This is a genomic window from Embleya sp. NPDC127516, from assembly GCF_044765325.1.
GTDB lineage: Bacteria > Actinomycetota > Actinomycetes > Streptomycetales > Streptomycetaceae > Embleya.
On sequence record NZ_JBIWJT010000045.1, the window covers coordinates 15,218 to 30,600 of the forward strand.

At 71.0% G+C, this 15,383-nt stretch carries 12 protein-coding genes and 1 CRISPR repeat array; of the genes, 2 read left to right on the forward strand and 10 right to left on the reverse strand.

Annotated elements, in window-relative coordinates; all coding sequences use genetic code 11:
* Positions 1-129: 129 nt before the first annotated feature.
* From ACIRL2_RS46570 to ACIRL2_RS46615, 10 genes are all read right to left on the reverse strand, one after another.
* Complete coding sequence (locus ACIRL2_RS46570) at positions 130-549, reverse strand: TadE/TadG family type IV pilus assembly protein (RefSeq protein ID WP_395871025.1); 420 nt, start codon at positions 547-549, stop codon at positions 130-132.
* A gap of 1 nt (position 550) precedes the next feature.
* The gene (locus ACIRL2_RS46575; RefSeq protein ID WP_395871027.1) at positions 551-763 is read right to left on the reverse strand and encodes a hypothetical protein; all 213 of its coding nucleotides are present in this window, start codon (positions 761-763) and stop codon (positions 551-553) included.
* 48 nt (positions 764-811) lie between these two features.
* Positions 812-1,702 (reverse strand): type II secretion system F family protein, encoded by an 891-nt coding sequence (locus ACIRL2_RS46580; protein WP_395871029.1) that lies wholly within the window; start codon positions 1,700-1,702, stop codon positions 812-814.
* Entirely contained in the window at positions 1,699-2,619 is a 921-nt protein-coding gene (locus ACIRL2_RS46585; RefSeq protein WP_395871031.1) for a type II secretion system F family protein, read from the reverse strand. Before ACIRL2_RS46585 ends, ACIRL2_RS46580 begins: the two co-directional genes overlap by 4 nt.
* Before the next feature lie 5 nt (positions 2,620-2,624).
* Positions 2,625-4,241: a CpaF family protein gene (locus ACIRL2_RS46590; protein ID WP_402241080.1), complete on the reverse strand. Its 1,617-nt coding sequence runs from the start codon at positions 4,239-4,241 to the stop codon at positions 2,625-2,627.
* Positions 4,231-5,085, reverse strand: a complete 855-nt coding sequence (locus tag ACIRL2_RS46595; RefSeq protein WP_402241081.1) for a MinD/ParA family protein — start codon at positions 5,083-5,085, stop codon at positions 4,231-4,233. Before ACIRL2_RS46595 ends, ACIRL2_RS46590 begins: the two co-directional genes overlap by 11 nt.
* On the reverse strand, positions 5,082-5,780 hold the full coding sequence (locus ACIRL2_RS46600; protein ID WP_402241084.1) for an SAF domain-containing protein: 699 nt from the start codon (positions 5,778-5,780) through the stop codon (positions 5,082-5,084). The genes ACIRL2_RS46595 and ACIRL2_RS46600 overlap by 4 nt, the downstream gene beginning before the upstream one ends.
* An 897-nt stretch (positions 5,781-6,677) precedes the next feature.
* A CRISPR array of direct repeats spans positions 6,678-7,247; the repeat unit is 29 nt; unit sequence GAAGTCCCCACGCGAGTGGGGGTGAGCCG.
* A 24-nt stretch (positions 7,248-7,271) separates the two neighbouring features.
* On the reverse strand, positions 7,272-7,676 hold the full coding sequence (locus ACIRL2_RS46605) for a DUF6009 family protein (RefSeq protein ID WP_395871038.1): 405 nt from the start codon (positions 7,674-7,676) through the stop codon (positions 7,272-7,274).
* On the reverse strand, positions 7,673-9,181 hold the full coding sequence (locus tag ACIRL2_RS46610) for a phage/plasmid primase, P4 family (protein ID WP_402241087.1): 1,509 nt from the start codon (positions 9,179-9,181) through the stop codon (positions 7,673-7,675). Before ACIRL2_RS46610 ends, ACIRL2_RS46605 begins: the two co-directional genes overlap by 4 nt.
* Positions 9,178-10,212: a bifunctional DNA primase/polymerase gene (locus ACIRL2_RS46615; RefSeq protein WP_402241141.1), complete on the reverse strand. Its 1,035-nt coding sequence runs from the start codon at positions 10,210-10,212 to the stop codon at positions 9,178-9,180. Before ACIRL2_RS46615 ends, ACIRL2_RS46610 begins: the two co-directional genes overlap by 4 nt.
* A 1,163-nt stretch (positions 10,213-11,375) precedes the next feature.
* Between ACIRL2_RS46615 and ACIRL2_RS46620 the strand changes: the two genes are divergently transcribed.
* Both ACIRL2_RS46620 and ACIRL2_RS46625 read left to right on the forward strand, forming a co-directional pair.
* Positions 11,376-11,567 (forward strand): hypothetical protein, encoded by a 192-nt coding sequence (locus ACIRL2_RS46620; RefSeq protein ID WP_402241088.1) that lies wholly within the window; start codon positions 11,376-11,378, stop codon positions 11,565-11,567.
* A gap of 2,488 nt (positions 11,568-14,055) precedes the next feature.
* Positions 14,056-15,297: a hypothetical protein gene (locus tag ACIRL2_RS46625; protein WP_402241090.1), complete on the forward strand. Its 1,242-nt coding sequence runs from the start codon at positions 14,056-14,058 to the stop codon at positions 15,295-15,297.
* The last annotated feature ends 86 nt before the right edge of the window (positions 15,298-15,383 follow it).

Genomic DNA, 15,383 nt, shown 5'->3' on the forward strand with positions numbered 1-15,383 from the left:
CGCGGCGCGGGCGAAAGCAGTGTGCCAACACGGGTGTCGTCCTCCTCTCCGGGTTCCGGGAACGGCGGCGTGTCACGGGGTGGTCGGATACCACGGGGTGATCGGGTATCTCGGGGTGATCAGGGTGTGTCACGGAACAAACGGGTTCCACCGCTCCACCGGCGCCTGCGCGTCCTGCATGATCGTGATGTCCGGCAGCAGCGGCACGATCGACAGGCACTTGGCGGTGACCCGCACCCGCACCGTGTCGGCAGTACTCCCCGACGTGGACACGCTCGGGTTGCGCAGGCCCAGGTTGTCCGCGGCCTGCCGGGCGCGTTCCGCCGCGCTCTGCGGGCTGCCGATCCGATAGGCGCGGCCGGATTCGACGCCCTCGCGGGCGGCGGCCAGCGCCGCCTCGCGGGCGAACCACCACAGGCAGCCCTGCAGGGTCACCAGGATCAGGGTCAGCACCACCGGCATCAGGATGGCCAGTTGTAGCGAGGTGGTCCCGCCGTCCGGCTCCAGGTCCCGATATCGGCGACGGACGCGGCGGAGCGGGTGGAGCATGTCAGAAGCCATTGATGATGCTGATCTTCCCGTTCACGACCTTCGTGATGACCGCGATCAGCCCCACCGCCAGTACACCCACCCCGGCGGCGATCAAGGCGACCTCCAGGCTCGTGAGCCCGGCGTCGGAGCCCTCCTCCTCGACCTTGCGCCGGTAGCGGTCGCGCACGGTCAGGGCGAAGGTCAGGGCGAAGTGGAGCGCGGCGTTGTACATGGGTTCCCTCCGTGAGTTGTTCGGTGGCCGGGGGCTCGGATCGTGGGCTCAGATCGCGACGATCTGGAGGATGGCCGGCAGGCCCAGGAAGATCGTCAGCAGGATCACCAGGACGGTGCCCGGTACCACCAGGCGCTCCGAGTCGGTGTTGGCGCGTTCGTGCTCCGCGGACAGCAGTTCGGTGCGCAGCGCGGCGGCGCGGGCTCGGAGGGTGCCGTAGACGGCGGCGCCCTCGACGCCGGCGAGTTCGATGATGTCGGCGACGTCGGCGAGTTCGGGCAGGTCGAGGTCGCCGGCGAGGTCGCGCAGGGCCTGCCAGGGGTCGGCGCCGTGCGCGCGGGCGCGGGCGAGGGCGTCCTGGATCCGCAGGAACGCCCACCCGTTCCCGACCTGCGCGGCGTGTTCGAGGGCCTCGGCGGGGCCGGCGTCGCCGGCGCGTTGCAGGGCGACCAGGTCGAGGTAGGTGGCGGCGGCGTGCTGGAACTCCACCCGGGCGGCCTTGGCCTTGACCGCCAGTTCGCGGTCGGGCGTCTGCCACATGACCACGCACAGGACCAGGCATGCCCCGACGGGCACGACGAACGGCAGCGTGATCCCGAGCATGCTCACCGCGGTGGAGAACAGGACCGGAAGGAGCAGGCCGAGCAGACCCATCGCGGCCTTCGTGCGCAGGTGGTCGCCGGCGCTCTGGCCGACCAGGGCCAGGCGGGTGTGCGGGACGGAGACACCCGGTACGCGCTGGGCCAGCCGGGCCAGGGCGTCGCCGAACGCGCTGCCGGTCCCGGTGTCGCGCGCGGCGAGGGCGGCGGCGGTGGGCCGGCCCGTCAGGCGCTCGGCGGCTGCGGTCAAGTCCGGTGGAGCTGGGCGCAGTTCGCGGATCAGCAGGGCAATGCCCGCGCCGACCAGGGCGCCCGGGATCAGGTACCAGGTGGAGATCATCGGGCGGCCTCCGGTTCGGCCACCGCAGGGGCGACGGTGACGACGCTGCGGTCGTCGTGCACCAGGATCCGCGGCGCCGGCTTGTACGCGGTCACCGACCGCATCCACAACAGGACACCGGTGAAGCAGACCATCAACACGACCAGCGAGGTCTGCCCGACCGCGCTCGCGTACGGCTTGGCGTAGTCGCGGTTGAACGCCATCAGCCCACCCATCGCCACGGTCAGGTAGGTGATCCAGCGGACCGTGGCGCGGGCGCTGGCGCGGTCGGCCTCGATCGAGCGGCGCTGGCGTACCTCCTCGCGCACGGTCGTGGCGAAGTCCCGTAGCGCCAGGGCCAGTCCGGGGCCGCGGTCGTCGGCGCGCAGGATCAGCGCGGCGGCGATCTTGTCGGCGGTGGCGTCCTGGAACGCGTCGGCGAAGCGGTACAGGGCGTCGGCGGGCCGCCATTGGGCCTGCAGGCGCGAGACCAGGTCGCCGACCTCCGACTCGATCGGAGCCGGACAGGTGCCCCGGGAGGTGAGGATGGCGTTCTCCAGACCTGCGCCCAGTTCGACCAGGTCGGCCAGGCGCCGGGTCCACTCGGCGAGGGCGTCGAGCCGGTCGATCCCGGAGTAGTCGGCCCGGGTCGGCGCCATCAACCATGGCCAGCCGAGCACCGCGACCGGCACCAGGACCACCGCGACCAGCCACCCGGTCACCAACCACGCCGCAACACCGGCAACCCCGGCCACGACCCGGCGAACGTTGCGTGCGCGCACGGCGGCCGGCGACAGCGGCGTGCGTACACGGCGGGTCCGCCCGGGTCGGGGCAGGCGTAAGCCCTCGGTGGTGCCACGCCATCCCCACCACAGCAGGACGAGTCCGGCGACGACCACCGCCGTGCACACCCCCGCCCACAGGGCCTGTGCGTCCATGTCGGTCAACCCCCCACGAGGTGCATCGGCGCCCACTGCGGGGCGGCGTTGAGCCACAGCGGGTCGAAGCCCGCCCGGCGCAGGGCCGCGGCGTCGGTGGGCGCGGTGAGCGGTACCGCGCGCGGGTCCTCGCCACGCGGGCCGAACACCGTGTTGGTGGCCGGGCGGCCGTTCTCCCCCATGCCGGCCATCTGCAGGACGTGCGAGACGAAACGGTGCCGGCGGCCGCCGATGCCGCTCTCGTCGATCATGCGGACGAACACGAGGTAGTCGACGGCGTTCGCGGCGAGTCGGTAGGCGAGGCGGTCGCTCATGTGTTGGCCATATTCCAGGCAGAGTTCGGCGATCCGGTCGAAGATCATGTGTGGTTCGCGGACGTGGAGGGTGCACATGGAGCCGCCCTCGCCGTTGGTCATCACGCGCAGCATCGGGACGATCTCGCTGGAGCGGACCTCGCCGACGATCATCCGGGAGAGGGTCATCCGCAGGGCCGGGGGGATCATGTCGCCGATGGTGATCTCGCCGGACGATCGGCCGTCGGTGCCGCGTTCGCCGTTGCCCTCCCGGGCCTCGAAGGCGACCACCTGTTCGAGGTGGCCGAGTTCGTGCAGGAAGAGCTCGTACTCGCTCTCCAGCGTGCCCACGCGTTCGGACGCGGGGATCTCGCGGGCCAGGGCACGCAGGAGGGAGGTCTTGCCGACGCCCTGGGTGCCGCAGATGATGACGTTCTTCTTGGCCCGGATCAGGGCGCCGAGGAAGCGGGCCAGGACGGGTTCGAGGGTGCCCCAGGCGACCAGGTCGTCCAGGGTGACTGTCTTGACCCGGTGGCGGCGGATGGTCACGCAGGTGTGCTGGGTGACCTCGATGACGGCCTGCAGGCGCGAACCGTCGGGCAGGCGCAGCGCCAGGAACGGCGAGGAGGTGGACAGGGTGCGCTCGCCCGCACCGCTGCGGCGGGCGAGGTTGCGCAGCAGTTCGCGGAGTTCGTCGTCGGAGGCGGTCAGCGGGGCGACCCTGCGGCGGGGACGGTCGGCGTAGTCCACCCACACGGTGTCGTAGCCGTTGATCAGGATGTTCTCGACCGCGTCGTCGTTGAGGTAGGGCTCCAGGGGGCCAGCGCGGAAGAGCCAGTCGAAGACGGCGCGGGTGTAGGCGCGGTCCTCGACGGGGGTGGTGGCGGTGCCGCGTTCGCGCGCGGTCACGTCCGCCCATTCGGCGACGACCTGGGCGATCAGCGCGCGTCCGCGTTGTTCGCGGTCCGCCTCGGGCAGGCCGGGGCGGGCGCGGTCCTGTTCGTGCAGGCGTTCGGCGGCGCGTTCGCGCAGGACGCGGACGGCGGCCAGGTCCAGGACCACTTGGGGGGCGGCGGCGCCGAGGGCGGGGCCGGTGGCGGTGCCGCCAGCGGCGTTGCTGTTCGCGGTGGCGGCGCGAGGGGTCGCGACGGGGCCGGTGGGGAGTTGCATCGTCCACGCGGCGGCGGTGATCCGGGCCGGCGGCGAAGCGGGCGTTTGGGTCTGCGGCGCCGGCGCTGCGGGTGCTGCGGGCGCACCTGCGGGTGCGGGCGGCTGCGGCGTGTCTTCGGGGGTGGGCCGGTGATGCAGGGGAGAGGCGTTACCCAACACGATATTGCTCCCCCGATCCCGATCCCAGTCCCGGTCCGGGCCCGCTCCCGGGTACCCACAGACGCACCTGGCGGGCCCGGGCGTGCGAGAGGATCTCGTCCGCCCCGGAGGCGATCTGGCGCATCAGCCGCGAACGCATGGCCCGCTTGTCCACCTCGCCTCGACCGTCCGACAGCGCCTCCGCGGTACGCGTTTCGTACGGCAGGGACATCAGCAACGGCAGGCCCAACAGCTTGGCGACCTCGCCCGCCGGGTAGTCCGGGCCCTCCACGACGGCCAATCCCAGCGCGTCCGCGCCGGTGCCGTTCGCGTCCAGATCCCGACGCAGCGCCTCGACGCGCACCCGGGCCGCGGTGGCCGAACGCAGCGTCCCGCGCGCGACGACCAGGACCACGTCGGCCTTGCGGGCCAGGACGGCGGAGGAGCCCAACGTGCCCGAGCGGCCCAGGTCCACGACCACGTCGTGCGGCATGTCCGGGCCCTCGAGCCAGGCGAGCAGGCGCGCGAGGGGCTCCCAGGTGTGCGCGAGCGAGGCCGCCTGGGCGAAGTCGGCGAGACCCGGCAGGAGCAGCCGGTTGCGTTCGCCGCCGGTGAGGTCGATCAGCTGCTGGAAGAAGAACTCGTCCAACTTGCCCTGCCGGTGGGCCAGTCCGAGCTGGTGCAGGCCGTACTGCGCCGACACCCGTCCGCGCAGCGCGCCGGCCAGGACGGCGCCGCCGTCCGGGTCGGCCTCGATCAGCACCACCCGCAGGCCCGCGCGCAGCGGCCACGACAGGGTCAGGCCCAGCGCGGTCGTGGTGGCGCCGGGCGCGCCCACTCCCCCGACCACCGCCACCACCGTCACGGCTTGGCTCCCGGTTGCAGGACCACCAGCGCGACGAGTTCGGTCGAGGCGCGCGCGGCGACCGTCGCGGCGTCGCCCTTGGGCACGGCGACGTCGACCACCACACGCCCGGACTGGTCGGGGCTGCCGACCGCGAACACGGTCGCGGCAACGGTGGCGGGCGGCGTCAGCGCCTGGCCCTTGCTCGCGTCGGACTTACCGGGCGTGGACACCACCCAGACCTTGCGGCCCGGCTGCAACGGCGTGGTCGGCAACTGCCCCGGCGTCAGGGCCATTCCCACCAGGATCTCGTCCGGTTGCAGCAACGGCGCGTCGGTGACCTGCCCGCGCGACAACAACGTGTCCGGACGCAGTTCCACCGCGGCGCGCTTGCCCACCACCGAACGCTTGTCCTTCACGGAAACCGTCTGCACGCCGCCGCCGACCGACACCATCACGGTACGCACGTCCGCGTCCGTGACCACCGCCCCGTAGGGCACGGCCCGCGCCACGGCCAACGCCTCGACCCGCTTGTCCTTCGCGGTGAACAACGCGGCCCCGCCGACCCCGCCGACCGCGACCAACGCCACCGCCAGGGCCATCACCCCCGGCCGACGCCGCCGTTGCCCCAGCCCCTTGGGCGGCGTCACCAACGAGGCCTCCGGCGCCGCCCCGTCCCCGGCATCACGAGACCGACGCGCCGTCGCGGATTTCACGCACACTCCCCCTATATCCCGATACACACCATCGGCGACCGAACGGGGGCATAAAGAATTCCCCCGTCGGACAAGCCAACATACTGTTCCAGCCAACAGGGCGCGATCGTTCTGTGACGCAATCCCCACCCCCGGTAGGTGCGCCCGACGACCGGCTTGTGACACGCGGGAAGAAAAGCCCTCCACCACCCACATTTACCCCGAAGCCCCGAAACCGTACCAGGCCACCGAATCCCTCGCGCTCCGAACTCCCGTCGCAGGCAGGGCAGTCCGCTTCCCCACGACGCACACGGCCAACACACCGCGATCCTCCGTGATCAACAAACGGGGCCACACCGAGCGAATCCGGGCCGAGAGCACGTAATCGGCCGCATTGTCGATCGAATGACGGGACCAGCGTCCGAGCGATGAATACATCCGCTGCAGGAAGACAATTGCGACACGCCTGTGTGGGTGATCCGAAAACGATCTCACTGCCGGCACCCTCGCAAACGTGACACGGGCCGGAGCTTCGAGAGCCAGTACCCCACGGGGACGGGATCCCCACAAGAACCCCACCGCGCTTGCCCGATGCGAGCCGTCTGGTCCAGAAAGAGGAGAATGACCCCGTAGTCGAAAACCACCCACTGGACCATCACCTGGACCGGCGGCGGACAAACCGGCACCCTCACCACCACCATCAACAACATCCGCACCGGCGAAATGCAAACACTCACCTGCTGAACACCACACCACACCGCACCACAACCACCGCCGACGAACCCGCCCACAGCCAGAAACAACCAAAACCACGCCGACCGCGAGGCACCATGCGCGATACAGGCAAACTCCTTGCCGCAATCGCCCTTCCGAGGACACGAAACGGTAACGCCCGACCAAACCTGCAGGTCAGGAAGGGAAGTCCCCACGCGAGTGGGGGTGAGCCGCAACCTGGAAAACAAGGAGAAAGGGCTCGTGGGAAGTCCCCACGCGAGTGGGGGTGAGCCGAGGTCGTCCAGGGAGGAGGGTTCCTTGCCCTTGAAGTCCCCACGCGAGTGGGGGTGAGCCGCCGGGGTCCCTGTCCATCCCGGCCGGCGTGCTGAAGTCCCCACGCGAGTGGGGGTGAGCCGTCGGCCGGGCCGTCGACCACCGGGTCCTCCAGGAAGTCCCCACGCGAGTGGGGGTGAGCCGTCCGCCGCCATGGCTGCGGGCTCCCGCACGGCGGAAGTCCCCACGCGAGTGGGGGTGAGCCGATCACCTGCCGACGATGCCCGCGGGTCGTGCCGAAGTCCCCACGCGAGTGGGGGTGAGCCGCCCCGGCAGGAGCCGGGTTCGAGGGAATGGCGGAAGTCCCCACGCGAGTGGGGGTGAGCCGCTGGGAGCCGTACGCCATCACGGGCGGTTCTCGAAGTCCCCACGCAGATGGACGTAAGCCGACGTCGCGTCCGGGACCCGAGCGGAAGTCCCCACGCAGGCGGCGCAAGTCCGACCACCCCGCCGATCCGACGCCGCCTACCCCTTCGGCAGCGTTATCCCCAGCTCCCGCATCGCCTCCGACGGCGGACCACCCTCCGACCGCTCCGTCTTGTACCCGGGCACCCGCGGCTCGAGCGTGCGCGGATCCACCGCCTCCGACGGCGCCCCCGACACGTATGCCCCGTCCGGCACCCGATCACGATCGTGCGGCGCCAGCCAAAAGACCCGCCGCCGATACGTCCCCGACGCCGGCGAGCTCCTCGCCCCCGGCCCCAACAACGCGTACCCCACCATCCGCCCGTCCCGATGGAACGCCGGGACCCCGGTGCGGCGCGGCAGGCGGTCCAGCACCTGGCGCACGTAGTCCAGCCCCGTCGGGTCCTCGAGCCACACGATGTCGATCTCGTGGGCGATCTGCTTGGCCGTGATCAGAGCACTCACGACGTCTCCTCGTGCTCGCCGAGCAAGCCGATGCCCGGGTAGTACTTGCGCTGATTGGACGTCATCATCTGCCTCGGCGACGAGAGACCGACCGCTTCCCGGATCCTCACCGCGAACACCCTCGCGGAAACCGGCGTCGCGTCCTCGAAGCCGCACCACGTCTTGTACGCCGCGTACAAACCGGTCTGCTCCGCCCGCATCGTGGTCCCCATCCGGCACCGCTCCGCGACGAAACGACCGATGTGGTCCTCGGTCTCCGCGTACGCGTGCGTGGCCACCCGCACCCGCGGCGGCCCGGTCAGGTCCCGGTCGCTCCCCAGATACCGACGCGCCCCGTCCACCAACCAGGCCAGGATCCCCGGCCCTTCCTCGGACACCAGCACCTGCGCGAGGTTGTCGACCCGCTGCTCGTCCGCAACCACCCGCTCGAACGGGATCAACCGCATCCGCCGCCAGAACGCGAACCCGCCGGTGCCCACCTCCGGCCGGTGGTTGCCCAACAGCCAGAGCTTGTGGGTGGGTTCGAAGCTGAAGAAGTCCTGCCGCATCCGGCGCGCCTTGAGCCGATCACCACCGGTCAGGAGCTTGAACCGCGCCTCGTCGAACCGATCGCCGGGCTTGAGCTCGGAACACACGATCACCCGCCGCCCGTGCAGCTCGGCCAGGTCGGTGGGATGCCCCTCGAACGGCTTCGCCATCAGGAAACCCGGCGGCGCCGCGTCCGCGTAGTCGCCCAACAACGTGACCAGGACGTCGAGCAGAACGCTCTTGCCGTTCTTGCCCAGCCCGTACAGGAACGGCATGATCTGCCCGCCGACATCCCCGGTGACCGAATATCCCAGCAACAGGTGCAGGAAGTCGATCATCTCCGCGCCCTCGGCGTCGTCGCCGAAGGTATCGGTAAGGAACCGGTTCCAGCGCGGCGTGGCCATCACCCGCGGCGCCACCGTGCACGAGCGCGAATGACGGTGCTTCTCCGGGTCCGGCGCCACCACGGCCCCGGTGTGCAGGTCGACGATGCCGCCGGGCGTGCACAACGCGTACGGCTCCGAGTCCAGATGCTCGGCCTTGAGCACCATGCCCGGCGCCGCCTGCGCCTGCATCAGCATCGCCTTGAGACCGGACGTGGACAACGACCGACGCCGATGCCGGCGCAGATCCGCGTCCGTGTATCTGCCCTCGGCGTCCGTGACGGCCAGTGTCTCGGCCATGTCGCCGGCCGCCCACAACACCCCGTCGTCCTCGTCCAGTTGCCAGCGGTGGCTGTCCCACCGATACCAACCCAGGCCTGGGACGTGCCGGAAGTCCCGCCCGTACAACGCGACGAACGACTTAGCGTTCCCCCGGTCGCTGAGCGAGTCGGGCACCAGGCCGCGCGCCGTCACCGTGCCGGGCAACACCCCCTGCGTGGCGCCTCCCTGAGCGGGGACCGACGCCGACTGCTGGGCCAGGATCTGCGCGGCGACCGCCGCCGCGTCGAAACCGCCCTGCGGAGCGCCGTTCACGGGCGACCCCCCAGGCGCAACGGCCGTACGACGCCGGCGGCCATGCCGGCGCGGATCGTGGCCAGGGACCGCTGCTCGTGCCCGGGACGGGCGTACCGCGCGGCGTCCAGCAACAGCCGCTCGCCCTCGCCCGACGCGAGGTGACCGGCCGCGACCAGACCACCGACGGTGAACGCCGCCCGATTGAGCTTCTCGTTGAACCCGGCGCCGAACGCGGTCGCGGCGCAGTCCGCCACCTCCTGCACCGCCTTCGCCAACACCCGCGCCGCGGCCTCGCGATGACCCCCCGCAGCGGCGACCGCCTCCCGTGCCCGCGAGGGCACAGCCGCGGGCACCGGTGTCGCGGCGGGGCGGTCGGCGTGCCCGGTCCGCTCCAACTCGAGGGCCAGCCACGTCGGGAGCAACGCCGGGACACGACACGACCCCACCGGCGTGTACGTACCCGCGTGGGTAACCGTCCCGGGCGCGACGATGTACCCGCCGCCCGCACGGACGTCGACCTGCCACGCGAGCGCGCGCCCTGTGCTCGACCCGGTCGAACACAGCCAGCGCCGCGACGGTGGCGTGCGATACCAGACGTGCAAACCCCCGGACGGCGTCCGCACGCGCAGCGTGTCCTCATCGGCCGCCGGATCCGGAGCGCCACGCAGCGCCGCGAGCAACGCCAGGGTGTGGAAACCCGTGGCCAGCCCCGTCAGGTCCACGTCGTCGCCGATCGCGATACCGGGCAGGAGTCGATCGCGCGTCGGCACCGACGGGCCGTGGGCGTCGACGTCGATCACAACCAGGTTCGCCGGCCCGCACGCCACCGCCACCCCCAGCCGCGGGTCGCTTCCCCACCAGGAGCGGATCCGCTCGGGATCGAGCGTGGCCGCGTGGAAGCCGTGACACCACCGACCCGCCGGAACGCACGGACAGTCCACGTGGCTGTGACCCGGCGCGTGACAGGCCGCGCAGTTGGCCGGCGGAGTCTTGCGCCGCGGCGCAAGGGGATGCACCGGCCAACCCGAACGCGCACACCAGCGCGCCACGCTCAACCCGTCCGGCGCAGCCGACCCGTCGGCACCCCGCTCGGCCGTCACACTCCCACCACCCTCCGAGGGAACCGGCGCAGCGACCGAAGCCCTCGCCCGACGACCCGCGCAGCGCCCGAACGGACCCGCCGACACCACGCCGGCGGTCCCGGACATTCGGCCGGAGGGTGTCGGGCATCCACCCGTTCCCCGCCGCGGGCTGCGCCTGTCGATCGAGATCCATCCTTCAGTCGCTGAACGAAAGTGCAGGTCAGAGCAGTGAACGGGATCGAAAGCGACTGAAGCGACTCACATCCCGATATTGCTGCGACACGACAGGCTAGCGGACCGCTTCCCCCGAGACCCCACCTCGGTTCCCCCGCGTGTCAGCGACCGAGCGACCGAAGGGGCAGCGACTGAGCCGCTTCGGTCGCTGCTTTGGTCGCTGACGAAAAACCGCAGGTCAGAACATGTACAACCACAAAAACAGCGACTGAAGCGACTGAAGGTCCGTATCTATGACGCGCACACGCACACGCGCCAATGTCGTCATAATGCAAAAGTTGAGTCGCTTCAGTCGCTGATCGCCCACGACGAGCCCTCTGACCTGCGGTTTCGCACAGCGACCGAAGCAGCGACCGAAGCTCGCCGGTCGCTTCACACCCCGGATCGCTCGGTCGCTGAGCCGCCGGACGCGTACCGATCCGCGATTTTCGCCGCCGACACGGTCGCCGGACTCGGGAAGTTCGGTCGCTTCAGTCGCTTCGGTCGCTCGTCGTTGATCGCTGCGGCGACCGAGGACACCACGAACACGCGCATCGATCCACCATCCGGCGGCTTCATCGCTCCATCTTCGTCACCCGATATGGAAACCTCGGTCGCTTCGGTCGCTGCCGAAAGGCCTCCGGCTCCCCACACCGGAGACGGCCCACCGCCCCCCACCCCGCCACATGTCCACCACCGACAAAGCGCGCGGTGCCCGAAAGCAGGACGACGAACTACAACCACACCGAGGGAACCCGCTCACCCTCACCGCCCCGAGATCGCGCCCGCCCACGCGGCGATGCACCCGCCACCCCTCAACACCGCCCACCACCACGCGCCCACGCCCGCCCCGGACCACGAACGCCCCCGTCGAACTCGCCGACCACATAGAGCGTGCCAACCGGGAAGGACGCGCCGTGGTTCTGGACCGCAACCACGAACTCGTCTACAGCGACCAGGAAGAGATCGGCCGCAACACCACCATCCCCAGGAACGACCCACCGCTGCCCGCCCACGGAGCCCCACCCTCCGGCCCGCCGCGCGACCAGCCCCAAAAGGACGGCTACGACCCCGGCAGCGGAGTCGACAACGGATCGACGGTCAGTTGACACCCCAGCACACGACGCGACACCGCGCCATCCCCACCGCCCTCGCCCTCCTGACGAGCCTCCTCCTGGCCCTGCTCACCGGATGCGGCGACGCCTCGGCCCGCGTCGGCGTCGAAATCGACGGCAAGGCCTACGACCGACTCGCCAACGGCATCAAGGACCTGGGCGAACACGGCCGCGAGGGCGCCCTCCGCGACCTGACCACCTTCGCCTGGGACCAACGTCTACGTCTTCTTCGAAGGCGCCTCCAAGAAGGACATCGAACCCGCCACCGGCGACCGGATCGACCTCCCCGACGGCATCAGCGCCAGCGGCTCCGACTACTACTCCGGCGCCGGAGCCCTGTTCGTCTTCACCCACACCAAACACGCCACCCGCGCCTTCGCCGTCCCCTGGGGCGGCATCACCGAAGGCGGCGGCCCCTGGCACGCCACCGCCCGCCTGATCCCCGGCAACCCCGGATCCCTCACCGTCCAGGCCTGAACCCACCATCCACGCTCGCCGGCCGCACCGGCAGCCGACGCCCGGCACCGAATCACCCACCCCCCGGTCAGCCGCCCGAACCCGCGTCGCCCCGGCGCACCCAAGCAACCGACCCACCGGGCTCGCCCGCCGCATCCGCAGCAGCCGTAATCGAGGACACCGGCGGGACCGACCATGCGGTGCTCCCCATTGCCGGCAAGTGGACGGTCGCTGCCCCACCTTCATGAGCAACCTCGGCCCGGGAGCCCTCTCCGAGGCTCCTGACGCCGAACCCGACCTCGTGGCCGAGATCCTCAGCGTTCGATAGCTCGACCCGGGAGATGCAGCCACCATACCGACGGCCCGCGACAGGCCTCTCGTCGTGTGCCGACAGCGCGCCCGGCTATGTGCCCGCCGCGGCGCTGCGGCCCCGGACCGACCATCGCCCGGCCACGGGTGGCCCGGGGCGGTCGCGACGACGAACCCCCGGGCCTCGGACCACGGTTCCGCAGCGACGATCGTCCGTGGCGGGTCGTCGACCCTGACACGTCACGAGCGACGGGCCAATTCACGCAGGCGCGTACATGCGCCGGCAGGCGACACACCCGAGAACGTGTCGCCTGCCGGCGGGTTACCCCCGACATGCTCCGAGCGGACAACGCCGGCGACAGCACCCCCGCAACCGTTCGGGCCCTCGGCCGACACCCCGGTGTCGTGTCGCACCGCACCCCGCCCGCCGACACGACACGGGTCCGGCCGTCGCGAACACACGCCACATCACATGAACTTCACCCGGAACCCCGTCACCCAGCCGGTCCTGCGACAACGCGCACGCGACGCGGACAGCGGACCACGACCCGATTCGGCGCCACCCGACACGGTTCGACGCAGATACCCGACACGACCCCGCGCGACACGACAGGCACCGACACACCTGTCGGCATCCCCGGACACGACACCCGCCATCTGTCGGGCGACACGACACCCCCGACACCCCAACACCCGCCACGTGTCGGCCGACAGGACACCCCCGACACCCGCCATGTCGCCCGATACACGTCGCCCGAACCGACCCTCCCGACACGGCGACCATCGCGATCGCGTCCGGACACGAGAACCAACGTGACGCGTCGGATCGACCAACCCCGCCCTACCGAGCCCGAATCGGGGCGCGTCCCGAGATGCGACGGCACGGTTTCGGCGAAGACCACACACGCGATGTCACACGCCGGCGCTCCCGGACACCTCCTGCGGATATGCACACACAGGAATCCGCAACCTGGCCCTGAGGCGCGGGAGTCCGCACACACGATGTCTTGACACCGGACCACCCGGCCGGGCGACACGCCGACCGGCGAGTTGTCCCGTGTTCGCGCACCGAGCCCCCCGAAGGGACTAGGGTTCCCATGAAACTCCCGTGAGTAACGGAAGGCTCACCACGACATGAAGAAGCCCCCTGCCAGGAGGTGCAACTCCCCGGGGGCGCGGCCGACTACACCTAAGAGAGAACGTCGACATGAATGAGAGTACCGGCAGACACCCCCCGATGCACAAGAGCCCGCCAGTGACACGCCGCGCTTCCTCAGCGCTTGATGTCCGGCGGGCCGTGCTGTTGCAGGTTCGCGTCTGCTCCCTCTCGTCAGAGGGGGCGGTCGTGATCTAACTCTTTCGAGCGGAGTCTCCCAGCACGGAGACGGTCCGCTCTTTCTGCTATCCGCAACCTGCCAGGGTCGCGGGTCGCCTTCGTACGGCCTCTCTCAGTTCCACCCGAGAGGACCGACGCCCGTCGCTGCCCGGCTACCACACCGGTCACGTGTCGGGCGTGAACCCATTTTTGCGAAGTCCCGCTCTACCCAGAGCACATACGGGGCTTCTGCATGCCCTCACGAGGAGGTCCTGCGTGCCCGAGTCTATGCATACTCGTGGCGCCGCGCACGCTCTGGTTCGACTTCGTTCGCGTGTCGCGCACTATAAAAAGCCGCATACCCCACAATTCCGGGCTTCTTCGGGGGGTGCGCGCGGGTGGATGCCCGTCGTCGAGTGGGCCGTTCGTGTCCGGCTGCACCCGCGCCTGAACGCCACGAGCCTGATCCTGGCCCGCGCGTTGTGCGAATACGCGGACCACGACGACGGCCGCGACATCCGCCCCGGTCACGCACGCCTGATGACCGCAACGGGCCTGTCCCTGCCCAGCGTCCGCCGACACCTGCGCTGGCTGCGCGAGGCGGACCTGCTCGAACACGTCGCCCGGGGGACCCGCTGCCCGGGCGGCGTGCGCCTCGCGGCCGAGTACGCGGCCACCATCCCCGCCGCCTGGGACGAACGGGAACTCGCCCGCCTGGAGGCGCTGTACGCCCTCGAAGCCGCCTCCTCCCCCACCGACGAAGCAACCTCTCCCCCGCCACCCGCGGGCGACGTCCCGGCGTCCGCGACACCGATCGGTGCGCCCTGCACGGATACCCCACCAAACCCCTCTCCCGACCCTGGTACCGATACCTGCGTTGACGATGGGCTCAACCGCGCGGGCACGCACGGGCGTACGCGCGAAGCGGCCGCAACTCCCCGCCCCCGCCGGGAAGGACGACGACCCGCCCCTCGCCCGGGCACCCGACGCTGGAGGCGCTGGGAACTCGCACGCCAGGTTCGTTCCCGGGTCGTACTCGTCGCCCGCGAGCGGATCGGCCGGCTGGCCTCGGCACTGCGCGACGTCGCGGACCGGGGCTGGACCGCCGAGGACGTCGTCGCCTGGCTGATCGTCTCCCCACTGCCCCTGCTGGTGCTGTTCCCCGTCGCCTGGCTCCGAGCCCGCCTCGAGGGCGCGACCGCGCTGTGGCCCGAACCCCCGTCCGTCGCACAGGCAACAGCGAGCCAACGGCGGGACGACCTGCGGCTGAGGCAACAACGCGAACTCCGCGCGCGCCTGGCCGCCGACCGGGAGGCCGCCGTGGCGACCGAGGACCGACGGGAGGACTTCACGCCCGTACGTGTCGCCATCAGAGCACGCGCGTCCGCGTGGGTTGCCGCGGTTCGCGCCGGGGGAGTACGTCGGACCGTATCGGCGAACCCCGCCCGACGAGGAGGTGGACGCTCCGAGTACACCGTGGCCGAACCCCGCTGGCGAGAGCCCGAACGGACGTTCCGCGCGGCCCTGCCCGTCGAGTCGACGACGCCGGGCGAGACCAGAAGCGACACCGTGCACGCCGCAGCGGTCGCCCGCGCCCGCGCGGCCCGAGTTGCGAAACCGGCCCCGATGCCCATTACGGCGTAATAAGCCGCGCCACCCCGGGAGTACCGGCCGCACCACCCCGAACAGGCACCCACGCCAGGCTCATTACGGCGTAATGGCATCACTCC

Coding starts and splice junctions, on each gene's coding strand:
- ACIRL2_RS46585 (WP_395871031.1), bottom strand. CDS start 2,619: ATGGACGCACAGGCCCTGTGGGCGGGGGTGTGCACGGCGGTGGTCGTC.
- ACIRL2_RS46570 (WP_395871025.1), bottom strand. CDS start 549: ATGCTCCACCCGCTCCGCCGCGTCCGTCGCCGATATCGGGACCTGGAG.
- ACIRL2_RS46580 (WP_395871029.1), bottom strand. CDS start 1,702: ATGATCTCCACCTGGTACCTGATCCCGGGCGCCCTGGTCGGCGCGGGC.
- ACIRL2_RS46575 (WP_395871027.1), bottom strand. CDS start 763: ATGTACAACGCCGCGCTCCACTTCGCCCTGACCTTCGCCCTGACCGTG.
- ACIRL2_RS46625 (WP_402241090.1), top strand. CDS start 14,056: ATGCCCGTCGTCGAGTGGGCCGTTCGTGTCCGGCTGCACCCGCGCCTG.